At 65.5% G+C, this 21,866-nt stretch carries 25 protein-coding genes; 9 read left to right on the top strand and 16 right to left on the bottom strand.

Annotated elements, in window-relative coordinates; translation table 11 throughout:
* Positions 1 to 61: 61 nt before the first annotated feature.
* From cruF to crtD, 3 genes are read right to left on the bottom strand one after another with little or no spacing between them, the layout of a single operon-like run.
* Entirely contained in the window at positions 62 to 928 is an 867-nt protein-coding gene (gene cruF / locus P0204_RS14915; protein WP_276180644.1) for a bisanhydrobacterioruberin hydratase, read from the bottom strand.
* Positions 921 to 1,805: a prenyltransferase gene (locus P0204_RS14910; RefSeq protein WP_276180642.1), complete on the bottom strand. Its 885-nt coding sequence runs from the start codon at positions 1,803 to 1,805 to the stop codon at positions 921 to 923. Before P0204_RS14910 ends, cruF begins: the two co-directional genes overlap by 8 nt.
* Positions 1,802 to 3,289 carry a carotenoid 3,4-desaturase gene (crtD, locus tag P0204_RS14905; RefSeq protein WP_276180640.1) on the bottom strand — a complete coding sequence of 496 codons (1,488 nt, stop codon included), beginning with the start codon at positions 3,287 to 3,289 and terminating at the stop codon, positions 1,802 to 1,804. The genes P0204_RS14910 and crtD overlap by 4 nt, the downstream gene beginning before the upstream one ends.
* A gap of 139 nt (positions 3,290 to 3,428) precedes the next feature.
* Here crtD and P0204_RS14900 point away from each other — a divergent pair, with 139 nt between their 5' ends.
* Positions 3,429 to 4,301, top strand: a complete 873-nt coding sequence (locus P0204_RS14900) for a ZIP family metal transporter (protein WP_276180638.1) — start codon at positions 3,429 to 3,431, stop codon at positions 4,299 to 4,301.
* A gap of 50 nt (positions 4,302 to 4,351) precedes the next feature.
* Positions 4,352 to 4,897 (top strand): cupin domain-containing protein, encoded by a 546-nt coding sequence (locus tag P0204_RS14895; protein ID WP_276180636.1) that lies wholly within the window; start codon positions 4,352 to 4,354, stop codon positions 4,895 to 4,897.
* A gap of 5 nt (positions 4,898 to 4,902) precedes the next feature.
* Here P0204_RS14895 and P0204_RS14890 read toward each other — a convergent pair whose 3' ends face one another.
* Together P0204_RS14890 and P0204_RS14885 are read right to left on the bottom strand one after the other, a co-directional pair.
* Positions 4,903 to 5,778 carry a hypothetical protein gene (locus tag P0204_RS14890; protein ID WP_276180634.1) on the bottom strand — a complete coding sequence of 292 codons (876 nt, stop codon included), beginning with the start codon at positions 5,776 to 5,778 and terminating at the stop codon, positions 4,903 to 4,905.
* Between the two features lie 63 nt (positions 5,779 to 5,841).
* The gene (locus P0204_RS14885) at positions 5,842 to 6,387 is read right to left on the bottom strand and encodes an NUDIX hydrolase (protein WP_276180632.1); all 546 of its coding nucleotides are present in this window, start codon (positions 6,385 to 6,387) and stop codon (positions 5,842 to 5,844) included.
* Between the two features lie 215 nt (positions 6,388 to 6,602).
* Between P0204_RS14885 and P0204_RS14880 the strand changes: the two genes are divergently transcribed.
* A complete protein-coding gene (locus P0204_RS14880) occupies positions 6,603 to 7,733 on the top strand; it encodes a hypothetical protein (protein ID WP_276180630.1) in 1,131 nt (376 codons plus the stop codon).
* Positions 7,734 to 7,869: 136 nt separating this feature from the next.
* Entirely contained in the window at positions 7,870 to 8,118 is a 249-nt protein-coding gene (locus tag P0204_RS14875; RefSeq protein WP_276180627.1) for a hypothetical protein, read from the top strand.
* A 210-nt stretch (positions 8,119 to 8,328) separates the two neighbouring features.
* Here P0204_RS14875 and P0204_RS14870 read toward each other — a convergent pair whose 3' ends face one another.
* The 6 genes from P0204_RS14870 to P0204_RS14845 form a co-directional block, all read right to left on the bottom strand.
* Entirely contained in the window at positions 8,329 to 8,652 is a 324-nt protein-coding gene (locus P0204_RS14870; protein WP_276180625.1) for a transcription factor S, read from the bottom strand.
* Positions 8,653 to 8,684: 32 nt separating this feature from the next.
* A complete protein-coding gene (locus P0204_RS14865; RefSeq protein WP_276180622.1) occupies positions 8,685 to 9,377 on the bottom strand; it encodes a DUF8135 domain-containing protein in 693 nt (230 codons plus the stop codon).
* Positions 9,370 to 10,233: a ribbon-helix-helix protein, CopG family gene (locus tag P0204_RS14860; protein ID WP_276180620.1), complete on the bottom strand. Its 864-nt coding sequence runs from the start codon at positions 10,231 to 10,233 to the stop codon at positions 9,370 to 9,372. Before P0204_RS14860 ends, P0204_RS14865 begins: the two co-directional genes overlap by 8 nt.
* A gap of 66 nt (positions 10,234 to 10,299) precedes the next feature.
* Entirely contained in the window at positions 10,300 to 11,136 is an 837-nt protein-coding gene (locus P0204_RS14855) for an RAD55 family ATPase (protein WP_276180618.1), read from the bottom strand.
* Between the two features lie 80 nt (positions 11,137 to 11,216).
* Positions 11,217 to 11,975 (bottom strand): hypothetical protein, encoded by a 759-nt coding sequence (locus P0204_RS14850; RefSeq protein WP_276180616.1) that lies wholly within the window; start codon positions 11,973 to 11,975, stop codon positions 11,217 to 11,219.
* Positions 11,965 to 12,858 carry a hypothetical protein gene (locus P0204_RS14845; protein WP_276180614.1) on the bottom strand — a complete coding sequence of 298 codons (894 nt, stop codon included), beginning with the start codon at positions 12,856 to 12,858 and terminating at the stop codon, positions 11,965 to 11,967. The genes P0204_RS14850 and P0204_RS14845 overlap by 11 nt, the downstream gene beginning before the upstream one ends.
* Before the next feature lie 124 nt (positions 12,859 to 12,982).
* Between P0204_RS14845 and P0204_RS14840 the strand changes: the two genes are divergently transcribed.
* The 5 genes from P0204_RS14840 (at position 12,983) to P0204_RS14820 (ending at position 16,639) form a co-directional block, all read left to right on the top strand.
* Positions 12,983 to 13,876, top strand: a complete 894-nt coding sequence (locus tag P0204_RS14840) for a Vms1/Ankzf1 family peptidyl-tRNA hydrolase (protein ID WP_276180611.1) — start codon at positions 12,983 to 12,985, stop codon at positions 13,874 to 13,876.
* Between the two features lie 40 nt (positions 13,877 to 13,916).
* Positions 13,917 to 14,927, top strand: a complete 1,011-nt coding sequence (locus P0204_RS14835; protein WP_276180609.1) for an N-acetyltransferase DgcN family protein — start codon at positions 13,917 to 13,919, stop codon at positions 14,925 to 14,927.
* The gene (locus P0204_RS14830) at positions 14,924 to 15,967 is read left to right on the top strand and encodes a dipeptide epimerase (RefSeq protein WP_276180607.1); all 1,044 of its coding nucleotides are present in this window, start codon (positions 14,924 to 14,926) and stop codon (positions 15,965 to 15,967) included. Before P0204_RS14835 ends, P0204_RS14830 begins: the two co-directional genes overlap by 4 nt.
* 184 nt (positions 15,968 to 16,151) lie before the next feature.
* Complete coding sequence (locus P0204_RS14825; RefSeq protein ID WP_276180605.1) at positions 16,152 to 16,373, top strand: DUF8106 domain-containing protein; 222 nt, start codon at positions 16,152 to 16,154, stop codon at positions 16,371 to 16,373.
* An 83-nt stretch (positions 16,374 to 16,456) separates the two neighbouring features.
* The gene (locus P0204_RS14820) at positions 16,457 to 16,639 is read left to right on the top strand and encodes a hypothetical protein (RefSeq protein ID WP_276180603.1); all 183 of its coding nucleotides are present in this window, start codon (positions 16,457 to 16,459) and stop codon (positions 16,637 to 16,639) included.
* A gap of 20 nt (positions 16,640 to 16,659) precedes the next feature.
* Here the strand turns inward: P0204_RS14820 and P0204_RS14815 are convergent, their stop codons facing one another.
* From P0204_RS14815 to P0204_RS14795, 5 genes are all read right to left on the bottom strand, one after another.
* Positions 16,660 to 17,133: a redoxin domain-containing protein gene (locus P0204_RS14815; protein WP_276180601.1), complete on the bottom strand. Its 474-nt coding sequence runs from the start codon at positions 17,131 to 17,133 to the stop codon at positions 16,660 to 16,662.
* A 67-nt stretch (positions 17,134 to 17,200) separates the two neighbouring features.
* Positions 17,201 to 19,156 carry a glutamate-cysteine ligase family protein gene (locus P0204_RS14810; protein ID WP_276180598.1) on the bottom strand — a complete coding sequence of 652 codons (1,956 nt, stop codon included), beginning with the start codon at positions 19,154 to 19,156 and terminating at the stop codon, positions 17,201 to 17,203.
* A 13-nt stretch (positions 19,157 to 19,169) separates the two neighbouring features.
* Positions 19,170 to 19,682, bottom strand: a complete 513-nt coding sequence (locus tag P0204_RS14805; protein WP_276180596.1) for a gamma carbonic anhydrase family protein — start codon at positions 19,680 to 19,682, stop codon at positions 19,170 to 19,172.
* Between the two features lie 41 nt (positions 19,683 to 19,723).
* Positions 19,724 to 20,278 carry a DUF7504 family protein gene (locus P0204_RS14800; RefSeq protein ID WP_276180594.1) on the bottom strand — a complete coding sequence of 185 codons (555 nt, stop codon included), beginning with the start codon at positions 20,276 to 20,278 and terminating at the stop codon, positions 19,724 to 19,726.
* Positions 20,279 to 21,808, bottom strand: a complete 1,530-nt coding sequence (locus P0204_RS14795) for an RAD55 family ATPase (RefSeq protein WP_276180592.1) — start codon at positions 21,806 to 21,808, stop codon at positions 20,279 to 20,281.
* Positions 21,809 to 21,866 lie beyond the last annotated feature (58 nt).

The following is a 21,866-nucleotide window of genomic DNA, read 5'->3' as shown; positions in this document are numbered from 1 at the left end:
CGTTTGGAACAGGGGATCGACGCTGAAAGACCCGCCGACGGCTGTCGATCCTGCCGGTTTCTCAGCGCCGGACCGCCCGGCCCAGTCGCGTCTCCGAGAGGTCGAAGTCGAAGCGGTCGGTCCAGAGCAGACTGCCCCCCAGCAGCGCCGCTAGCCCGACGGGAACCCAGTTCGCGTAGAAGAGGTTGATCCCGCCCCACAGGAGGACGAAACTCACCAGGTCGTCGAGCATGAACTCGCAGGACTCCAGCCGGCGACGGAGGCCTGCCCGGTCGAAGCCCAGATCGAACAGCAACACGGCGATCGACCCCGACAGGAGCCACCCCTGGTAGTTCTGCCAGGGGACGCCGTAGAACTGCCCCAGTTCGTACTCCCAGAAGCCGATCGCCACCGCGCCGGGGTCCAGTATCAGGTCGACGAGCAGTACCGTCGCCAGCGTCGCAAGCAGGCGCGGGAGAGCGGACTCGGCGCGTCGGCCGAGCAGGAGCAACACGAGCAGGTAGCTGTTCAACACCAGCGGGAAGAAGAAGACCGGCAGGCCGAGCGGGACCTCCCCCAGCAGCATCGGCCCGAGGTCGACGCCGTACGTGAACTCGCCGTAGGGCCAACCGGTTCGGACGCCGTACAGTTCGATGCCGTACGAATAGGCCGTCAACAGCCCGAGGGCGGCGACGGCCTTCCGATCGAGCAGGGGAGCGATCCCGGCGACCAGCGGCAGGCGCATCACGAGCGTCCCGAAGAGGACGAAGAAGGGGTTGAACGCCAGCGGCGGCGGGAGCAGGTTCTGGGCGCTGGCAAGCAGTGTCACTGCACCGACCAGCGGGAAGACGACGGCGATCGTAAACCGATGTTCACGGACGAGCGCATCCAGCCGCCGGGTCGCCGCCGCCCTGTCTTCGGGGACTTGCCAGCCCAGCAGCTCAGCCATACAGCATCACCCACAGGCCGAGCATCGTGAACACCATCCCGACGACGGTGTTGATCGCCGGATACCACCAGTATGCCTCGTCGATGTCGACGCCGATGCCGAGGATGCCGAAGACGAGTCCGGGGTAGATCAACAGGAGCAACCCGAACACCCAGTGGGTGTAGGTGAAGACGAACGCGGCGGTGAGCCAGCACATCACGCAGTAGTAGTAGGTGTTGGACTCCCCCAGGAACGTCGCGGTCGTCTCGATACCGGCCGCGCGGTCGGGTTCGATATCGGGGATCGCCGAGAAGGTGTGCATCCCCATCGTCCAGAGCCAGGCACCGGCGACGGCCGTGGCCGGCGGCGCGACCCCCTCGATGGCGGCGTAGGCGACGACACCAGGGAGGATATACAATCCGTTCGAGATCGAATCGAGAAACGGCGTGGTCTTGAACCGCATCGGCGGCGCGGAGTACTCCACCGAGAGGACCGCCCACGCACCGAGCGCGAGTAGGCCGAGCGGCGGCAGCCACGGGACGAACGCCAGCGCGAGGAGCCCGGAGACGACGATCGTCGCGGTGACGGCGGCGTCCTCGCTCCGGAAACTCACCTCGCGGCCCTCGTCTTTCTTCGGGTTGTGCTCGTCGACATCGGCGTCGAAGACGTCGTTGACGCCGTAGAGGAAGACGTTGGCCGGCACCGTGAAATACAGGAACAGCGCGATCGACAGCGGCGAGAACAGTTCGGCCGGTCCGTCGGCCGCGTAGGTCGCTGCCACGATGACCGGACCGCCCTGGTAGAGCCAGAACCGGGGTCGGGAGAGCCGCAGTAGGTAGCCGATACGGCTCTCTTCCGAGGGGACGACCTCGGCGAGACGGTCCGTGACGGTGCTCATTGGGCGTCGTCGATCAGTGCCTGTGCCGTGTGTTCGCCGCTGATGAGACACATCGGGACCCCGATGCCGGGCGTCGTAAACGAGCCCGTGAAGTAGAGCCCGTCGACGGCCGAAGAGCGGTTGTTCGGCCGGAGCAGCGCCGTCTGGCGCAGCGTGTGGGCCAGGCCGAGCGCGGTGCCCTCCGTGGCGTTGTACCGCTCGCCGAAGTCCGAGACGGCGAACTGTTTCTCGTAGACGATGCGGTCCCGCAGGTCCACGCCCGTGTTCTCGGCGATGTCGGCCAGGATCTTCTCGCGGTACTCCTCACGGATCGCCTCGCCGTCGTGGAGTCCCGGCGCGACGGGGACGAGGGCGAACAGATTCGAGTGTCCGTCGGGAGCGACCGTGTCGTCGGTCTTCGAGGGGACACAGAGGTAGTAGGCCGGGTCGTCGGGCCAGTCGGGTTCCTCGAAGATGTCGTCGAAGTGGGGCTCCCAGTCAGTCGGGAGCACGAGCGTGTGGTGTTCCAGGGGCTCGACGTCGCCCTCGACGCCCAGGTACATGAGAAACGCCGACGGGGCGTAGGTCCGGTCGTCCCAGTAGTCGTCGTCGTACTGGCGTTCGTGGTCGGGCAACAGTTCCCGCTCGGCGTGGGCGTAGTCGGCGTTGACGACCACGCGGTCGGGGTGTGACACGTCGCCTGCCTTGGTCTGGACGAGGAACCCGTCCTTCCGGCGGGTGATCTCGTCGACTTCCGCGCTCGTCTCGTAGGTGACTCCGAGGTCGGTCCCCAGTTCCACGAGCCCGTCGACTACGCTGTAGATGCCCCCCTCGGGGTAGTAGACGCCGAGGTTGAAGTCGACGTGGCTCATCATGTTGTACAGCGCCGGCGTGTTCTTCGGCGAGCCACCGAGGAACACCAGCGTGTACTGCATGATCTGCTGGAGCTTCGGGTGTTCGAAGTAGTCCTCGACGTGGCCCTGCATCGAGCCGATGAGCTGGAGCCCGACCGGTGCGGCGGTCAGCACGTCCAGATCAATCCAGTCACGCAGGCGCGAGCGGTCCTCGTAGACGAACTTGTTCATCGCCGTCTCGTAGTGGGACTCGCTGGTCTCCAGGTAGTCGTCGAACGCCTCGCCGGCCCCGGGTTCGTAAGATTCGAACAGGTCACGCATCTCCTCGTGGTCGCCGGTCACGTCGAGTCGGTCGCCGTCCTTGAAGAAGATCCGATAGTGGGGGTCGAGGGGCTCCAGGTCGTAGAAGTCGCTCGGCTCGCGCCCGAAGTACGCGAAAAAGCGCTCGAAGACGTCGGGCATCAGATACCAGGAGGGACCCATATCGAACCGGAACCCCTCGGCCTCCAGTTGTGAGGCTCGGCCGCCGACATGGTCGTTCTTTTCCAACACACGGACGTCAGCACCGGCATCGGCCAGATAGCAGGCCGCTGAAAGCCCGCCGAAGCCGCCCCCGACGACCGTAACTGCCGTTCCGGAGAGGGAACTCATTGTCTCTACACCGGGGCGGAACGACCATAAAACGGTTGCCAAACAGCGTTGTGTGTGTGATACACGTCACTCCCCCGGACACTGCTGTCGGTCCTATCACCCGATGGATTTATTAGTAACTATGCGTTGTTAGTAGTTAATGGCTATTAACGAAGTTAGAGTTTTTAATAACCCCGATCGCCCGTCTCTCGTCGGTGTCGCCAGCGTCGTCGTGCTGATCGCGCTCTCGGCACTGGCCGTCACTGGCGGGCTCGTCAAAGTACTCGTCATCTCGTGGGTCGCGTTCGCGGCGATGGTCGCGGGTGCGTGGCTGAGCGTGCGGGCTGAACGGACCAACCCGCATCGGCTCGTCTGGGGGTACGGACTCGCCAGCGGGGCGATGGTCACCTCGGCAGCGATGTTTCTGGTCCCCCAGGCGATGGGACTGGGCGGGCAGGCCGGTTCACCCCGCATCGGCGGCATCGGCATCGCGCTGGGGCTTGTCGTCGGCTACGGGAGCCACACGATCGGCCATCGACTCACCCACGTCGAGACGAGTTTCGACACGACGACGGCGGCCATCGCCGCCCACGCGCTCTCGGCCGGGCTCATCATCGGGTTGGTCTACGGCTCGATGCCGACGCTGGGCCTCCTGCTCGGACTGGCGATCGTCTCACACAAGGGTCCCGCGGGCTACGCGGCCGCTCGACGGCTGAGTCGGAACGGGAAGTCCGCGACCGCACTCCTGTTGCCAGCAGCCGGCGTCGGTCTGACGGCGATCCCGTCGGCGCTGCTCGCCGTCCCGCAGGCACCGGCGCTCAACGCCGTCGTCTTCGGGTTCGCCGCGGGCATCTTCCTCCACGTCGCGATGGACTTCCTGCCCAACTGCGAGGCCGGCAGCGAGATCGACGAGGTCTGTTCGCTGCACGAACACTCCCACGACCTGCTCGACGAGTTGCGGACCCACGCCGTCGGCTCCACCGTCGTCGGCGCAGGCGTTGTCGTCGTCGCCTGGCTCGCGTTGCCGGTCTGAATCGGGGGAGCGTTTTTTACTCTCGTCTCGGTTGTCGGTGCTGTTCCGGTATGAGCGACGAAAGTGATTCGAACAGCCGTTCCGATCTGACCCCGCGATCCCTCGATTACACCCACCTCCCCGACCAGACGATGTACAAGGTGTCCCTCGACGACGCGAGTTGTGTCCAGCAGGGCGGCGAGGACATCCGGACGTACCCCGTCTGTGTCACGAACGAGTTCAAACAGCTGTACTTCGAGATGGGTCCCGGCGCGACGATCGACTGGCACACCCACACCCCGAGCTTCGACGAAGTCTGCCTGTGTCTGGCCGGGAGAGCCCGTTACACGCTAGCACAGGAAGACGGCACTGAGCAGGTCATCGAAGTACAACCGCGCGAGTTCGTCTACCTCCCGGGCGGCGCCCGTCACACGATCGAGGCGATCGGTGACGAGCGACACGAGGGCCTCGTGACGATGCCGCCCGAGCCGGTCGGCCGGATGGAACTGCTCGAAGGCGCTGCCCCGTACGATCCCGACAACTGGCCCATCGCCCTCTGGGTCGACCGTAAACACGACGAACTCGTCCGCAAGGACGCCGCGGCCGTCTCCGAGTGAATCGGTCACTCCGTACCGCTCGCGGTCGCGGTCCCCTCGTCGGTCCAGCCCGGCGTCTTCGTCCGTTCTGTCGGCTCGATCGTGTGTGAGCGTCCCCGGTCCTCGCCGGGGACGTCGAGCCGGTAGGTCACCGCACTCGGATCGGCATCCGGCGAGAACGGACTCCGGGCGTCGTGGCTGATCGTCCGCTCCTCGCCCGGTTCGAGCGTCCCGGCGATACGTCGGATCGGTGCCGACGCAATCAGCGGCCCGGAACGGTTGAGCGCGAGCGTATACCAGCCCGAGCGGTCGCTCTCGTTCGTCACCGTCACCAGCAGTACCGGGTCCCTGTCCGGCCCGACCCGGTCGGGGCCGCGCATCGTCACGTCGAACGTCGGTAGCGGTGCTTCGAGTCGGTCGCGCACCGGCTGTGGCGGTTCCCACGTTCGGTCGCCGAACTGTAGCCGCGCGTCGCTGGCGTCGCCGGTCTCCGGCAACCCGAACAGCACCGGCCCGCTGCCGTCACTGTACCTGACTCCCCACTCGTCGTCCCGGTAGAGCCCGCTCTGGAGCGTGGTCGACGGGAACAGCTGGCCGTCGAACCGAAAGTCGAAGGCGTCGTACGCAGGACCCGCTCGCGCGACCTGGACGACGAGGTACTGCCCGAACTCGTCGAAGACGCCGATCGAATCCGGCGTGTTCGGGCCGACGACGCCCGGCTGGACGGCTGCGCTCGTGATCTCGACAGCCGAAGGGTCCGTTCCGGATGCCGTCGTCGGTGGCGTCGACGAGCGATCCGTCCGACGCTCCGGCGGGTCGGCGGGTCCGTCGGTCCCCTGGAGACAGCCGGCGGTCCCGGCGACCAGCGAGCCACAGAGCCCGAGGAAGTGGCGGCGGCGCATACGGGACGCTTCCACCCGTCGGTGTAAGTGTCTTCAGTAGGCTTCGAGCGGGTTTTGACCGACTCACTCGGCTTCCTCGGACTTCCGTTGTGGAATCTCGTGGAGACGTTCGGGGAGGTTCTGGAACCACGTCGCCGCCAGCACGCCGTGGTCGGCCTCGCCCTCGACGATGTCGGTCGAGACAGCCGTTCCCTCGAACACCACGCTGAGCATGTGGAGCCGGTCGTCGGCGTCGGCCTCGTTGACGACCGTCTGCCAGCGGACGTAGTACAGCGAGTCCAGGTCGGCCTCAACGCCGGTCTGTTCGGTCAGCGTCCGCAGGGCCGTCCCGTCGAGACCGTCGTCGGTCCCCGGTTCGTGACCGCCACCGGGTGTCCCCCAGGTGTCGGGCTCGCCCTCGTGTCGAATGAGCAGGACACGTCCCGAATCGTCAGTGACCCAGGTCCCCGCGTCGCCCAGCCACCCCTCCTGGGCGAGGTCTCGTCCCGCCTCGAACAGGTCGGGTTCGTTGGTTACGGTCTGGCGGTCAACTTCGACCTCACCGTACCGGTCGAGGAGTCGCTGTAGTTCCGTCCGGACCGCCTCCCGGGTCCGTTCTTCCAGTGTCATACGGAGACGGCGTCGGGCAGCGGGTTAATTGTACTCCCGCCAGCGGTGGCCACAGTCCTGGCAGATGAAACAGCTTGCTGGCGTAAGCAGATTGTTTAGGTTGCCTATCGAGGAGATTCGGGCTGTTCGTACCGATCGGTGGGACTCTATCAGTCAGTCGAGAGCTGCTGGCGAAGCGAGACAGGTTTTTTATTCAGGTCCACATGTGCCGAGACGTGCCGCGAACGTACACCGCCCTCGTCGTCCAGACACGCGAACCCGACGCGTTCCACGAGAGGATCAGTACGTTGGTCGATACCGAGGAGTGGTCGAACAACTACGAAGAAACTGCGCCGCGCGACCCTGTTGAGGGTCGACTACGGTACGAGTTCAGTGGACGGACGCCACACCGCGGTGCAATCGACGACGCGATTGAACAGGGGGATCTCGGGCCGCTAGAGTGGGCGATCCTCTCGTGGACGCTGGACGAGGCCATTGGCGTCCACGCCAAGGTGTACGAAGGCGGGACGTGTATCGATGAGTTCGAGGGGGCACGGACCCACAGCGGTGCCGATACCGAGGCCTATCTGGAGCGGTATCACGGCGTCAGCGTCGAGAGTGCCGGACCGTACCGGACCTCACCGTACTACCACCCCTCGATCGACATCGCACGCCCCGAGATCGTGCCGGATAAGACACTCACAGACGATCCGCCGACTGGTCCGTTCACTATCGAGGACGCAAACGACTGGCTCATCGTCGAGGGACGGCTCGATAACCCGCATGCGTTCGCCGAAGGCTACAGTATTGGAGACGACTTCGTCGACTGGCTCCGCGTCAACTTCCGTGAGGAGGGACTTGTCCTCGTGGACCGTGGTGACCTCGTCGACCGACCCTGGGTGACCGACGGCGCAACTGACCTCGTTCGCGAACAGCCCTCCGAGGATGAGCCAGGCCGAGTCAGAGTTCGCGTTCCGCTCACCGGCGTTGCAGTCAACGACGAGGGTCCTCGGCTCGGCTTCGGTCCCGGCAGCTACGATGGCGATGTCGACTGGGTCGTGTTCTGCTACGGTGATGGGGGTACGGGCCAGGTGGACGGCTACGTCTACTTGGCGGACTCGAGGTTCACGTTCGAAGACGGAATTGACGCAGTCCGCGGCGATGAAGGACGCTACGGGGCTGACGTCGCTGCCTACTTCCGTCACTACTACGGTTGGCAGATCGACCCTACCCCGGATAGTGTCGATATGCCGACAGAACCAGACGTGGTTCCCGAAAGGATATCACCTCCCTCCTCACGAACGGCAACACGACTTCTCGACAGTGGGCTTAAGCCTGGTCCAGAGATGCCGCCCCCCGACAACTGAACGGGATAGAACGCGCTTGCGCATTGATTTCCGAGGATTCTACCAGCTCAGAGAGGTGTCCCAATAGTCGTGCAAGATACAGGGCGCGAGTCGGTCATTGGCGAAGTTTAATTCCCACAACAACTTACTTAACGATATGGCGGATACCCTCACAGAACTCTCCCAGCGGAACGAAGCCTTCTGGATTGGTTTGGCTCTCTTCCTTCTCGGGGTAATTACTCCCGAGACCCTCCTCCTCGGAGGGATTGAACTCTCACGGGTTCTCATCTGGGTTGGTGGTGGGATTCTCATGGTCAGGGTTCTCGTTGGAATATACCGAATCCTGAAAACAACGGCTGAGTCAGGAGTATTAGGCTATCGTGAAGGGAAACAGAACGACCGATAACCCTCTGTATCTCACACGCAGTTTCTGACGGAGTGTGGGTAGATCGGTGATAGGCGTCGGCATGTGGATCACCAGTACTGAGCGATTCCTGTGTAGGTGTGGGAAGACTTCTATGACACCCTCTACGATGTAATCATTGCAAGAACTAATGCCCACCCGAAAAAGCCTATTCTGCCCCTAACGGAAGTTTTGGGCCTTCTATAGCCACCTTCAGTTATATTCTCGCCAGCGGTGGCCACAGTCCTGACATTTGAAGAACCTCGTCGGCGGTTCGTCGGCCGAGCCGGTCTGTTTGATCGTATACCAGGCCTTCCCGTGGCCACACTCGTCGCAGGTGACGTCGTTGGCCGTCGGTTTCCCCTCGAAGTTCGCGCCCTCCTCGGTCTCGATGACGTCGTCGTCGCTCTGTTCGTCCGTCGTGACGAACTCGGCGGCGCGGTCCGCGTCTTTCGCCGCCCGTGTGCCACAGGACTGACAGACCATCTCGTCGCCGTCGGCGTGCATCATCGAGCCGCAGTCGTCGCAGAACTGCATGTGTACCGGTCGTCGGTCCGCGAGGAAAACCGTTACTCCTCGTTCTCCAGAGCCCGTTGCTCGGCGACGATCGGACAGTCCGCCAGCCGGACCGTCTCCATGTCGACGAACTCCAGAATCCGTGCCTCGTCGTGAGAGCAGTTCACCTCCGGCGGCCCGGAGAAGAACTCACACTGCTCGCAGTACCGGTGTTTGGACACCTCGGCGTAGCCCACGTCCGGCACCTCCGTGACTGACTCGCCTGCCGGCCCATCGTCGTCCTCGGCGGTGATCTCCTCCCAGACCGAGTCGGCGTCGATACTGCCGACGTCGACACGTTCGAAGGCACTCTCGCCCCCCTCGAAGGGGTCGCCTTCTCGGTCGTCCATCCCGTCGAAGGGGTCGTCGGCCGACCCCGGGGCCGGCCCGTCGTCGACTGTGGGACCGGTCGGTTGTGCCCCCTGTGGGTCCGAGTGGCTCCGGGTGGCACCGTCGTCTGTGGCCTCACCGGTACCCGTTCGCTCGAAGACGTCGTCCCCGTCCGCCTCGTCGGACCATCCCTGCTCGAAGTGGTCGTCGCCGTCGTCGTTGGGGGCCGGAGGGGTGTCTTCGAAGACATCGGTAACTTCCGGCGCCGTATCGTCGGTCGACTCCTCGTCGTCCCCAGTGAGCCGTTCGAACGGGTCCCCCTCCCGGTCGTCGGTGTCGAGGTCCGCAAACGGGTCCTCCGGGTCGTCGTCACTCATTCGTCTCGCCCGCTTCGAGTTGCGACGCAGTCACCAATCGTGCCTTCTTCCGGAGGAAGCCGCCGTCGGGGCGAACGTCGGTGACGGTCGTCTCACAGTGAGGACACTGGGGGTCGGTCAGCAACGCGATGTCGACCTGTTCGTCACAGCTCTCACAACTGGCCGTCGAGATCCCTTCCTGGGCAGCGGCGCGTTTGATCCGGTCGACCGCCCGCTTGTGGGTGCCCTGGCCGCCCTGTTCCTCTCGGAGATCGGTGACAACCCAGGCGACCCGCTTGAGCTTGTCTTCCACGTCGTCGAGGCGGTCGGCGAGGTCCGCTATCTCCTCGTTCTGGTCGGCGAACGACGCGTCGACCTCGTCGCGAAACGACGCCAGGTCGTCGGTCAGCAGCTCCAGTTCACGATCGAGTTGGTCGATCTCCTCGAATGCCTCATGATCGTGTGTCTTCGGTGCCTTCTGGTCGAGTTCGCGTTTGAGCTGGACAACTCGATCACGGACGTCGTCGATCTTTTCGTCGAACTCCGACTCGACCTCGGAGAGATCGGCGTCGATCCGCCCCTCGACCGCGTCTGCGATGTCCGGTAGTCGGTCGCCGATGATCCGTTCCGCCTGTTCGTTGACGCGGTCGTCGACGGTGGCAGTGATCTCTTCTCGAACCACGTCGTCGCCGTCGCCGGCCGGGGACAACGCGATGTCGTCACCCAGGTCGTCGGCGGCCCGATACGACGACAGGAGCTGGCGGACCACTTCGTCTCGGGAGACTCCGAGCCGGGCAGCCCGGTCGTCGAGCCACTCGTCGAGTTCCCCCGAAAGCTCGACGGTGATACTCACGTCCTCCGTCGACTCACTGGCCATTACGTACCGGTATTTGAACCAGACAGTTAAGCGTTTGCCGCTGATTTCAGCCGTCGAAAGTCACACCTACCGGATTTTCCGGACATCGCTGATGTCGAAGCCCGCGTCGCCGATCTCGGTCTCGAACTGGACGATGTTCTCGTCCTCGATCTCGGAGAGGACCCCGCGGAACTGTTTGATGACGAGTGTCCGGGCCCGCGTCGAGCCACCGGACTCCCAGGCGAAACTCATCGTCCCGTGGGCGGCGTCGCTGAGCTGGCCGTGTCTGACATCCGAGAGTGTGTCGTGGTTGACGTACAACAGGATGAGTCCACCCCATTCGTGGGCCGCCTTCTGGAGCCCCGAGACGAGGAAGCTGATGTCGGCCCAGTTGATCTCCTCACCCATCGCACTGACCAGGTCCGACAGCGAGTCGATAACCACGAGGTTGCCGCTTGCGACATCGTTCAGCAGGATCCCCAGCGCGCCCAGCAGGTCGTCGCGCTCGTGACGAGCCCGGAGGTCTTTGATGTTGTCCGTCCGCTCGGCGTACCACTCCCGCGGGACCGGACTGATGTGGAAGTACCGCTCCGAGAGGTCGTGGAACTCGACACCCTCGGTCCCGGCGTCGACGATATCGTCGTCCATCGCGATACGCATCTCTTCGGTGAGCTGTGAGCCACTGGCAGTAAAGGAGATGTAGTGGACCTCGTCGGGCAGGACGGCGTCGGCCGACGGCGTTCCGTAGTAGAGGTCGAACAGTTCGTCGTCGACCTCGGCCAACCCGTTGATGAGGGCGCTGGTGTGCATGAACTCACGTGCACCGGCACCTGCTTCGCCCGACAGGAGGACCACGCTACCGGTCGGCGCCCCACCGTTGACGATGGAGTCCAGTTGCCCGACACCGAACGGAATCCGCTCCATACACTCAGTCACTACCATACTCGCTTAAACCTGTGGGGACTGGACTCCCGGCATCCGTGCGGTCCCCTCGGACACGGAGCCTAGTCCCGGCGGCCCCCCGGATCGGCCGTGAGTGTCCCGTCGGGGAGCACCCACAGAAGCAGCAGCGTCAGGTAGCCGAGGGTGTAGCCGACACCGCCGGCCACGAAGACGCTGATGTCGCCACCGATCGACGAGAGGTTGACGACCTCCGCACCGCTCAGAACGAGCACCGTCCCGTAGAGCAGATAGGCCGGGAGATCGACCGTCGAGACCTTCCAGAACAACCCCAGAAGCGAGATGACGAACGTGAGGACGGTCCAGACGACGACGAGCAGGTTCCCGGCCGGCACCGAGAGCCCGTTCACGTAGAGGAGCGAACCGACGAACGCGTAGAACGCGATCATCCCGAGGAGAAACAGCACGAGCCCCCGGAGAAGCTTCTGTGTCATCGTCGTCTGCCCCGGCGTCGACCACGTCCTGCGGACCTCCGAGAAGTTGCGTGCGACGTAGGCGAGCTTCGGGTAGATGATGACCGCCGACGCCCCCTCGATCCACTTGGCGCTGAAGGCGAACAGAATCGCGTACGTCGTCGGATTGCGGACGACGAACCCCGGGAGTGCGAGCAGGTTGGTCATCGCCCACACGTAGACGAGTCCGGCCAGCCCGGGGACCAGGTACTCGAAGTTCGAACTCACACCCGTGAACAGTTGTCGCAATCCGCTCCGGAACAGCCCGATCGAGCAGACGAACAACCCGAGGACGATCACTGTCGGACCGAGCCATCCCGGGACGAACTCGACGACCCAGTCAAGAACCATACGTGTGCTCGGCTTTCCGGAGGAACTCTCTCGTGACCGCGCCGACGACCAGCAACAGGAGGAAGATCGGCGCGGCGAGGACGGTGAAGTTGCCGGTCAGCTCCACGGGAGCGTTCGGCGGGATGACCGTCACCCCGAAGACGGTGAGACCGAACACCGAGAGGACGACGGCCGGGAGGATGACGATCTGTGCACCGGCACCCGTGACGAGATAACTGTACTTCATCTGCCGCGGGCCGATGTCCCGCCCCAGCGGGAACATGGCCAACAGCGTGATCAGACCGATCACCAGGTACAGATCGAGCCGGACGACCTTGAGCAGTTGTACCACGAACTCGTAATCGTCGTGGAACAGTTCCGACTGGTAGACAGCGACTTCCGGCGCCGAGAGCAGGGACGCGCCGGAAGAGGGGATCGGCGGGAACACGACAGCGACCAGACGGGCGAGGACGAGCGAACAGAGGAAAAGCACGACGATAGCTTCCCCGCGGACGCGGGCGGAGCGGCCCGGGTTCGGACTGACAGTCCCCCGACCACTGTCCGAGCTATCGCCCCGGAGACGATCGATCCACGAGTCGCTGCGGGCGTGCCGCTCGGGATCAGAGCCGATCTCGTCTCTCACCCAGAACACGACCCCACAGAGACCGACGACGACGAGGAAAATCGCCTCCTGGAAGAGCGCCAGGTACGCACGGACCGCGAGCGCTACCGACGTAACCGACGAGAATATCATATCGAGGACGAGGCCGGTCGCGACGACCTGGCCCAGCAGATACGCCTTTACTCCGACCGGAAGCGAGGTGTAGACGTTCGCCACGATGAACCCGAACGGGAGGAGATGGAGCAGCGCCATCGTCTTCAGTAAGTTCGCGAACCCTGTCACGGACCACTGTGGATACGTTCAGAAAATATGCTCTTCGGTCCCGTCTGTTTTTCCCGGAGCCGCGATGTCCGCGCCGACGCCGACTACTGTACTTTTATACTCGTCCCTACCGGCCATCTACCACATGCTGGACAGGGTGTTGGGTCGGGCCTCGCTGAAAGAGCGCATCGCCGACCTCGAAGAGGAGAACCACCACCTCGAACGGCAACTTGCGGCCGAAGAGGAGCGGCGGGCCGAAGCAGCGACCGCCCGACAACGCGCCGAAGAGCGCGAGAACAAGCTCGAAGATCGGATCGAGGAACTGGAAGACCGCGTCGAACGCCACCGGAGCGGCGAGCGGGAGATGGGGTTCCGGGCCGAGGAACGGCTCCGGCGAGACCGACTCGCCGAGGTGCTCGATCGACTGTCGAGCGTCGAGAGTGGGCCGGAAGGCGTTCTCACGGCGTACGTCGACGACGAAGGGCGGGTCCCGGGTGCTGTCTCGACGGCGTTCGGCGACCGTGCAGAACTGGTCTCGCGGGCCGCGCCCTGTCTTGCGGTCGCCGACGACACGGGGCTGCTCTCGGCCTGCCTCTCAGTGCCGAACCCGCCGGAGCCGTTCGCCGAGTGGGGCGACCGCGTCAGCCTGGAGCGGTCGTGGTTCGAACCGTCCGGGAGCTACAGCGTGGCGTTGGTTCGTTCGGACCTGTTCGCGCTGGGCGAGTACGAGGGCCGCGAACGGACGGCCTTCCACGGGTTCGACTCCGAACTCAAGAGCCAACACTCGAAAGGCGGGTTCTCGCAGTCCCGGTTCGAGCGGTTGCGCGACCAGCAGATCGACAGCCACCTCGACCGCTGCCGGGCGGCCATCGAAACCGTCGACCCCGACCGGCTCTACGTCGTCGGCGAGCGGTCGGTCATCCACGAGTTCGAAGGGCTCGCGACCGTGACCAGCGCCGTCGACGCGACCGGCGATCCGGAACCCGCACTCGACGACGCCGTCGAGTCGTTCTGGACGGTCCAGTTACGGGTCCCGTAGCAACCGTAGCTTTACCCACGCCGGCAGCGAAGGCCGCGGCATGCGAGTGGCCCTGCTCACACACGAGGCGTTCCCCGACGAGGCGAAGACCGCCGTCGGGCTGCTCAGGTACGGCGACCACGAGGTCCGTGCCGTCGTCGACCGGGAGTTCGCCGGTCGGCGCGTCGCGGATGTCCTCGACGGCGTCCAGGACGCCCCCGTCGTCGCGTCGATGGACGATGTCCCCGAGGTGGACGCGCTGATCATCGGCATCGCACCGATCGGCGGCCGCTTCGAGGAGTCCTGGCGGCCGGACGTCCGGGCCGCGCTCGAACGCGGCTGTGACGTGGTGTCGGGACTGCACGACTTCCTGGCCGACGATCCCGAGTTCGCCGACCTGGCGGCCGAACACGGCGGACAACTCCGGGACCTCCGTAGACCGCCCGACGATTTGACCGTCGCCGAGGGCACCGCTGGTGGGGTCGACGCCACGGTCGTCACCACGGTCGGGACCGACTGCTCGACGGGGAAGATGACCGTCTCCTTCGAGTTGCGCGACGCCGCCCGCGAGCGCGGGCTGGACGCCGCCGTCGTCCCGACCGGCCAGACCGGCGTCGCCATCACCGGCTGGGGACTGTCGGTCGACCGCGTCGTCGCCGACTACGCCGCCGGTGCCGTCGAGCGACTGGTCCAGACCCCCGAGGAGAAGGACCTGCTGATCGTCGAGGGGCAAGGATCGATCGTCCACCCCGCCTATTCGGGTGTAACAACGAGTATCCTCCACGGCTCGGCACCGGACGCGCTGGTCCTCTGTCACGAGGCCGGCCGCGGAACCATCAACGGCTACGAATCGTTTTCGATCCCGCCGCTGCCCGCCGTCGTCGATCTCTACGACCGGTTGGCCGCGCCGGTCTCGGACGCCACCGTGGTCGCCGGAGCGTTGAACACCCGACACCTCGACGACGGGGCTGCCGAGCAGGCCGTCGCGGGATACGCCGAGGCCATCGACGCGCCGGCGTGTGATCCGGTCCGGAACGGTGTCGCCGACGAGGTGCTGGACGCGGTGGTATGAACTGGACTGTCCGGCTGTACGACCTCCCGCTTGCGACGCCGTTTGGCATCGCTCGCGGGACCAGCGCGACCAGCGAGACGGTCGTCGTCGAACTCGAACGGGACGACGTGACCGGCGTCGGCGGGGTCGCACCCTCGCCGTACTACGACGAGACGGCCACGAGCGTCGCCGAACTGTTGCCCGAGATGCTCGCGGTCGGTACCGATCTCGACGATCCACACAACGGCCAGCGACTCGACCGCCGCCTCCACGAGCGGTGGCCCGCCCAGCCGGCCGCACGCGCCGCCGTCTCCATCGCACTCGCGGATCTGGCCGCCCGGGAACTCGGGACGCCGCTGTACCGCCAGTTGGGACTGGACCCCGAGGCAGTCCCGCCGACGACCTACACTGTCGGGATCGATCCGCCCGAGCGGATGGCTGGGAAGGCTCGGGCCGCGGTCGACGCCGGCTTCTCGCAGCTGAAAGTGAAACTCGGGACCGACGACGACCGGACGCGTCTGGAAGCGGTCCGCGAGGCGGTCCCCGACGCCGACCTGCGGGTCGACGCCAACGCCGCCTGGACGCCCGACGAGGCCGTCGCCGCGCTGGGCTGGCTGGAGACCGCCGACGTGTCGCTGCTGGAACAGCCCGTCGGTGCGGGCGACCGCGAGGGGTTGCGACGTGTCACCGAGGCGACACCGATCCCGGTCTGTGCCGACGAGTCCTGTGTCACCCCGCGGGACGTCCCACGGATCGCCGACGCCTGCGACGTGGTCAACGTCAAACTCGTCAAGTGTGGGGGGATCCGGCCCGCCCTCCGCCTGTTGCACGCCGCCGACGCACACGGGCTGTCGACGATGCTGGGCTGTATGGTCGCCTCGAACGCCGCTATCGCCGCGGCGGTCCACCTCGCGCCCCTGGTCGATTACGTCGATCTGGACGGCGCGTTGTTGCTCGATTCGGACCCCTACGAGGGGGTGGGGTTGGACGGCGACGTGTTCGACCTGCAGACAGTGGAGCGTGGAACGGGTGTCCAGCGGAACGCAGGCTTTGGCGACTGAGTCGGGACGAGCCGGCAGTCCAAGGCTGCTGGTTCCGGTCGTATCGTCCTCGCGAGTGTGCTGTCGGGAGCGACCGGTGTGCCTCCGGCGATCGCTCGAACCACCACGCCCAGTGCCAGTGATACGCAGGCATCCGGACCGGGGAGACGACGTGGTTATCCCTGTCCGGGGAGTAGATTCGGAAATGACGCCCTCCACCGAGCCCCAGCCGACTGACAAGGCGACCCTCTATTGTCCCGAATGCGGCTACGAGAGCCGTATCAACGGCGACTGGACCATCCACGTACTCGCCGATTCGACGACCTACGAGTGTCCAGGCTGTAAGACGACGATCGATTCCCGCCGTAATCGGGCGGCACTGACTGCGGGGAGCAGTGGCTCGCTTCAGTTCGCGACCGAGGACTGAATCCTCCGCTGGAGTCGCTCGGCACGGCTCCCACGTGCGCTCGGTCTCCGTCTTCGAGCGAACGGCGACCGGGTAGCACCACTGTGACACCCTCCGCGGTCGTCGAGGCTGAGTCGGCCCGTGTGTTCGACACCGCCCTCACGCCCTGGCACGCTCCGGTGAACGGCAGGTTCGGGGAGGCGGTCGTGCTCGACGTGACGGGCGCGACCGGGGTGGTCCGGTGCCCGCTGCTACGGGGAGCCGACACCGCGTACGTCTCCGAATAGAAAGTCCGGTTACCGGAAGTTCAGGCGTCCTGGACCGCTTCGACCAGTTCCTCGTAGTCGGGTTCGACGGTCGGATCGTCGGTCGTCCAGGTGTAGCTCACCGTCCCGTCGTCGTCGAGGACGAAGACGGCGCGGTTGGCGACGCCGAGCAGGCCGAGGTCCTCGATGTCGATCTCCAGCCCGTAGTCCTGGATCGCCTGGCGGCCCATGTCACTGACCAGGTCGAACTCCAGGCCGTGTTCGTCGCGGAAGGCGTTCAGCGAGAACGCCGAGTCGGCACTGACACCGAGCACCGTCGCACCGGCGTCCTCGAAGTCGCCGATGTGGTTCTGCAGTGCGACCATCTCGTTGGAACACGGCGGTGTGAACGCGCCGGGGAAGAAGGCGAGCACGACCGGGCCGTCGCCCAGGTGCTCCGAGAGGTCGAACGCCTCGACCTCGCCGTTTGCGATCGTTGCCGTGATGTTCGGGGCGGAATCACCAGTTTCTACCATCGAGTGCTGGTAGGGCTGTCGGCAGGATAAAAGTACCCACGTCGGCCGATGCAGCCGCGGGCCGCCGTCAGAGCCACTCCTCGAAGGCGTGGTGCTGGCGGCTGTGCTCGAAGTAGTCCCGTTGCATCTCACAGATCGCGTCGTCCAGCGAGTGCCCGTCGGCGGCGTACTCGCGGACCCGATCGATCTTCCAGGAACTGGGCGTCTCGCCGGCCGCCCAGCGACGCTCGATGGGACCGAGGTACTCGTCGATGCGGGCCTCGGGGATCTCCTGTGCTTCGAGCCCGCGGCGGGCGTAGCGGAACACCTCGTCGTAGACGACCTCGGGATCGGTCGTCCGTTCGCCGTGGACGGTGACCCATGCCAGATCGGCGTCCAGGCCGTTTCTCGCGGCGTCGTAGAAGCTCCGGCGGGCCTCCTGCCAGGGCAACTCTTCGAGGGGGTGGCCCTCGACGACGAGCCCGCGGATGAGCCCGACGGTCAGGGCCTGGAGGCCGATCATGTCGTTCGCGTGTGGCTGGGTCGGCAGCGGCCGGTACTCGATACGCAGCGACTCCTCGGTGCTCGCGCCGGCCACCTCGTCGCCGCCGATCACACAGCGGAGCCAGCGCCAGTAGGTGCCGCGCTTGTGGTCGAACTCCCAGATGTCGTCGGCCAGCGACTCGCGGTCGGTCTCGTCGAGCCACTCCCGGAGGAACGGGGCGAAACAGTCGTCTTCGACGACACGGTCGACCACGTCGGTCGTGGCGTCGAGGTCGCGTGGCACCCTGACCTTGGGGTTCTCGCTGGTGTTGACCGACTGCTCGAAGGCGGCGATGCGCAGTTCGTGGTGGGTCTCCCGGCAGAGCCGTTCGGGATCGACCCCGTCGTAGCAGTCCGCCGGCAGGAACGGGGAGTTCGTCGACAGCGCCAGCAGCGGCCCCAGCGTCCGGATCGCCGCGTTGTAGTAGTCCGGGAAGGTGTCGCTGTCGGGGATCTGGAGGTGCGGTTGGATCGAGGTCGCCAGCGACTCGAAGAGGATCGTCGGGAACGCCCCCGAGTAGCCGGGCACGTCGAACTCGATCTCGCCGCCGGCGTGGTTCAGGGCCTCGTTGTCGAGTGCGACGTAGCGAGGGGCTGGTCGCATGTTGTCCGCGATCACCACGTCGTCGTGTCGCTCGTGCGCCGAGAGGTACGGCTCGCTGCCCTCTTCGGGGGGAACCGTCCACATGGCGTCGAGGATCAACTCGCAGTGCTGGTTCGACGCCTGCTGGCGGGCCTGCTTGGTCTGCATCTCGACGGCGGTCGTCTGGACCTCCATCCCGCTCTGGTCGAAGCTGTTGGGCTCGGTGTTGACCTCGGCGTTGTGCAGCCCCAGTTCCTTGTTGGCTTCGCCCTCGAAGACCACGTCGGGGAGCCGCGTCAGCCGTCCCTCCCACTCCTCGGGGTCCATGTACGGTTCGTCGTCCTCGTCGGTCTCCTCGACGGCGGGCTCCCCGTCGTCGACCGCGGTGTCCTCGGGCTCGTCGGGAGCAAGCGGGCTGTCGGGATCGACGTCCAGGGACGGCCCCTCGCCGGGACCGAACCCGTCGTCGCCAGCGTTGGCGGTGTCGGTACCCGGGTCGGTGTCGTCCTCGTCGGGCGGATCACCGAGAAGCGAATCGCCGGCGTCGTCCTCGGGTTCCAGCGACGCACCGCTACCACCCCCGGAACTGCTGGGCTCCAGCGAACTGTCCCAGGCACCGCCCCCGCCACCGCCGCCGAGGTCGGCGTCTGGATCGCCGGCTGGCTCCCCGGATTCGTCCCCCTCGTCTCCCTCGTCGTCCGCTGAGTCGGGTTCGGGTTCTTCGGGGACGCTGTTGATCGCGTACAGTTCGACCTCCAGGCCGACGGAGAACTCCTCGTTGTCGAAGGTTCCGGCCCGGATGGCCTGCTTGAGCGTCGCCGCTTGCTCCGCGACCCGCTGTTCGAAGGTCTCGTGGGTGGCGTCCGACAGCGACCGTCGGACGAGTTCAACGATGTCGTCGGTAGTATCGTCTGTCATGTTCTGGCCGTCGTCACTCGAAGAGGTCCTCGTGGCGAGCTGCGAGATTCGCGTAGTCACCCGATGAGTACGCCTCGAACACTTCGTCGGGGTCGATCGTCGTCTCGGACAGCGGTGTCACCTGTGCCGGACTCCCCCGGACGAACGACTCGGAGGGGACCTCGTAGCCCGGCGGAACCACCGTCCCCATGGCGACGATCGATCGCTCCCCGATGTCGGCGTCGCTAACGGTCGAGTTGAATCCGACGAGTGCGCCGTCGGCGACGTGTGCGTCGTTCAGAGCCGCCCCGTGTCCGACCATCACTTTCTCTCCAGCGGTCGAGGCGTGAAGGATCGCCCCGTCACCGATCGCCGTCTGGCGGCCGACCTCGACAGGGCCGACGTCACCGCGCAGAACCGCCCCGGGCCAGACGTTCGCGTTCGGGCCGATCGTGACATCGCCCACGAGTGTCGCCTCGCGGCTGACGTGTGCGTATCCATGGATGTCCGGTTTCGCCCCCTCGAACTCGTACTCGCGACTGTCCATACACGTAGGGCGGTACGACCCTCCGAAAAGTTACCGGTCGGTTACGTCTGGTCGATCGCGTCGTCGAAGACGGGCTTGAGCCGGCTGATGACCTGGTCGTCGTGGGCACCCGGATCGAGGTGGAAGTGACCGACAGCGTCGACCTGTCTGAGTTGTCCGGTGAACATATGCAGGAACTTGAACGCCGACTGGACGTCGGCGAACTGGAGCAGTTCCGTCAGCGAGTCGAAACAGACCACCAACTGGCTCTCCTCGGGGACGTCGTTGAGGTAGTTGTTCAACCGCATCCCGAGACCGGTGATGTCGTTCGGATTGGCGTCGGTGACGAAGACGCCCTCCGGGAGGTCGGTGTCGCCGGCGCTACCCACGCCGGCCCGGTCGCCGACGTCGATAATCCCCATCCGTCCCGGCAGCTCCTCGTGGTCGGCCAGCCACTCGTCGACCAGTTCCCGGGGCGATGACGAGTACGTGATACGGAGGACGTCCAGCGTGTCGAGGTCGCCCGGTGCGAGGAGGTTCAGGCAGGCCGCACGTTTCGCCTCGCCGAGTGACGGGGCGAGCACCAGGACGTTCGTTCCGGGTCGGGGGCCGGTCATCTACGAGTTGCCCTCCTCGTCCGGGACACGGCTCGCGCCGGCTCCCGGCGGCCGCTGGACGCGCATGTACGGTTCGTCGGTGACGTACTCGACGAGTCGGGTCGATCCCATGTACCCGCTTGGGGACTTCTTGAGTTCGATATACTGGAGCCCCTTCTCGTTGACCCAGGTCCGGAGGTTCTGCCAGGCGCCGTTCCGGTAGAAGGCCCCGAGTTCGTCGTCCAGCGACGCCGGATTGTAGAGGTACATCGTCGTATCGTTCGGTCGATACAGGTTCTCCTCCTCCCAGAAGCGCATCTGTCGGAGTTCGTCGTCGGTCAGGACGGGGATCTGTGCCTCGACGTTGAGCGCCGTGAACATCGGCTGTTCTCCCCGCCGGTCGTCGATCGTCCGCAACACCGCGGCGGGGTTGTCGGTGTCGTGTTCCTGTGGCTTGAACACGTTTCGTTTGGTGTTCTCCCAGATGTTCGCGAAGTCGACGAGAAAGAGCTGGTCGTCGGCCAGCAGCTCCTCCATGTCGCCGATCCGCTCGTCGATGATGGTCTGCAGTCGTTTCGGGGGTAACTCTACCGGCGGGACGATCGTGATCGCCATGTCGTCCTCGCGTGCCCGGACCAGGAGGTTCGTCAGGATCGAGTGGGGGCTGGCCTGGCCGTCGTGTTCCAGCAGGAGGGTCCCGCCGCGGACGATGCCGCCGCCCATGAGCTGGTCCAGGCCGGGGATACCGGTCGACATGTGATCCGACGGGACGAACTCGCCGGGATGGGTCCGCAGGCGGGGCGAAACCCGCAGCCCGGTTTCGGTGAACGATACCTCGTGGACGCGCGTGTCGTGGTCGACGCCGCGCATCTTGACGACCTCCAGGAACCGGTGGTAGTCGCCGCTGACGTTCTCACGCCAGAGACGGACGACGCCGTGGGTGTTGAACTGGACCGCGTCGCTCGCGGCGACGGTCTTTACGTCTTCCTGGGAAGCGCTGGGCTGGGACTCCTCGGCCGTAAAGACCGCGGTCGCGCCGAACTCGTCGTTGAGCAGGCGGATGAAATCCAGCAGCGTCCGCCGGAACACGTCCGGGTCCTCGCCGATGGCTGACAGCCCCGAGACGGAGTCGAGCACCACCCGATCCGCGGGCGCGAACCGTTCGAGGTACTGGGTGATGTACGTGCTCTCGAAGGGCGCGGAGTAGTCACCCCCGAGCATCTTCCCGCCTTCGAGGGTCTGGAGGATCAGTTCCCGCTCACCCTCGCCGTCGACGGTCTGGCCGGGTGTCGCGTGTAGTGAGGTGATCGTGAGGTTCTCGTGGTCGAGTTCGAACGGGTACGCGTCGAACGTATCGACCAGTTCGTCGAAGGTCTGCTCCGTGCTGATGTAGAGACAGTCTTCGCCCCGGTTTAGCCCCTCCTGGAGGAACTGCATCGCGAGCGTGGACTTCCCCGTGCCCGGACCGCCGGTGACCAGGACGGTCCGGTTCTCGGGGAGTCCGCCGTCGAGGATCTCGTCGAGCGTCTCTGTACCTGTAGGGACCGGCATAGTTGATACGCACCTATTGGCGTGCCGGCGGAAATGTGTACCGTCCGACTATCGGATC

Origin of the sequence: Haloarcula halophila, assembly GCF_029278565.1 — an archaeon.
Classification (GTDB): Archaea; Halobacteriota; Halobacteria; order Halobacteriales; family Haloarculaceae; genus Haloarcula; species Haloarcula halophila.
The sequence above is the reverse complement of the archived record's forward strand: the minus strand, read 5'-3'. Positions and strand labels throughout refer to the sequence as shown.

Coding starts and splice junctions, on each gene's coding strand:
- cruF (WP_276180644.1), bottom strand. CDS start 928: ATGGCTGAGCTGCTGGGCTGGCAAGTCCCCGAAGACAGGGCGGCGGCG.
- P0204_RS14910 (WP_276180642.1), bottom strand. CDS start 1,805: ATGAGCACCGTCACGGACCGTCTCGCCGAGGTCGTCCCCTCGGAAGAG.
- crtD (WP_276180640.1), bottom strand. CDS start 3,289: ATGAGTTCCCTCTCCGGAACGGCAGTTACGGTCGTCGGGGGCGGCTTC.
- P0204_RS14900 (WP_276180638.1), top strand. CDS start 3,429: ATGGCTATTAACGAAGTTAGAGTTTTTAATAACCCCGATCGCCCGTCT.
- P0204_RS14895 (WP_276180636.1), top strand. CDS start 4,352: ATGAGCGACGAAAGTGATTCGAACAGCCGTTCCGATCTGACCCCGCGA.
- P0204_RS14890 (WP_276180634.1), bottom strand. CDS start 5,778: ATGCGCCGCCGCCACTTCCTCGGGCTCTGTGGCTCGCTGGTCGCCGGG.
- P0204_RS14885 (WP_276180632.1), bottom strand. CDS start 6,387: ATGACACTGGAAGAACGGACCCGGGAGGCGGTCCGGACGGAACTACAG.
- P0204_RS14875 (WP_276180627.1), top strand. CDS start 7,870: ATGGCGGATACCCTCACAGAACTCTCCCAGCGGAACGAAGCCTTCTGG.
- P0204_RS14870 (WP_276180625.1), bottom strand. CDS start 8,652: ATGCAGTTCTGCGACGACTGCGGCTCGATGATGCACGCCGACGGCGAC.
- P0204_RS14865 (WP_276180622.1), bottom strand. CDS start 9,377: ATGAGTGACGACGACCCGGAGGACCCGTTTGCGGACCTCGACACCGAC.
- P0204_RS14860 (WP_276180620.1), bottom strand. CDS start 10,233: ATGGCCAGTGAGTCGACGGAGGACGTGAGTATCACCGTCGAGCTTTCG.
- P0204_RS14855 (WP_276180618.1), bottom strand. CDS start 11,136: ATGGAGCGGATTCCGTTCGGTGTCGGGCAACTGGACTCCATCGTCAAC.
- P0204_RS14850 (WP_276180616.1), bottom strand. CDS start 11,975: ATGGTTCTTGACTGGGTCGTCGAGTTCGTCCCGGGATGGCTCGGTCCG.
- P0204_RS14840 (WP_276180611.1), top strand. CDS start 12,983: ATGCTGGACAGGGTGTTGGGTCGGGCCTCGCTGAAAGAGCGCATCGCC.
- P0204_RS14835 (WP_276180609.1), top strand. CDS start 13,917: ATGCGAGTGGCCCTGCTCACACACGAGGCGTTCCCCGACGAGGCGAAG.
- P0204_RS14830 (WP_276180607.1), top strand. CDS start 14,924: ATGAACTGGACTGTCCGGCTGTACGACCTCCCGCTTGCGACGCCGTTT.
- P0204_RS14825 (WP_276180605.1), top strand. CDS start 16,152: ATGACGCCCTCCACCGAGCCCCAGCCGACTGACAAGGCGACCCTCTAT.
- P0204_RS14815 (WP_276180601.1), bottom strand. CDS start 17,133: ATGGTAGAAACTGGTGATTCCGCCCCGAACATCACGGCAACGATCGCA.
- P0204_RS14810 (WP_276180598.1), bottom strand. CDS start 19,156: ATGACAGACGATACTACCGACGACATCGTTGAACTCGTCCGACGGTCG.
- P0204_RS14805 (WP_276180596.1), bottom strand. CDS start 19,682: ATGGACAGTCGCGAGTACGAGTTCGAGGGGGCGAAACCGGACATCCAT.
- P0204_RS14800 (WP_276180594.1), bottom strand. CDS start 20,278: ATGACCGGCCCCCGACCCGGAACGAACGTCCTGGTGCTCGCCCCGTCA.
- P0204_RS14795 (WP_276180592.1), bottom strand. CDS start 21,808: ATGCCGGTCCCTACAGGTACAGAGACGCTCGACGAGATCCTCGACGGC.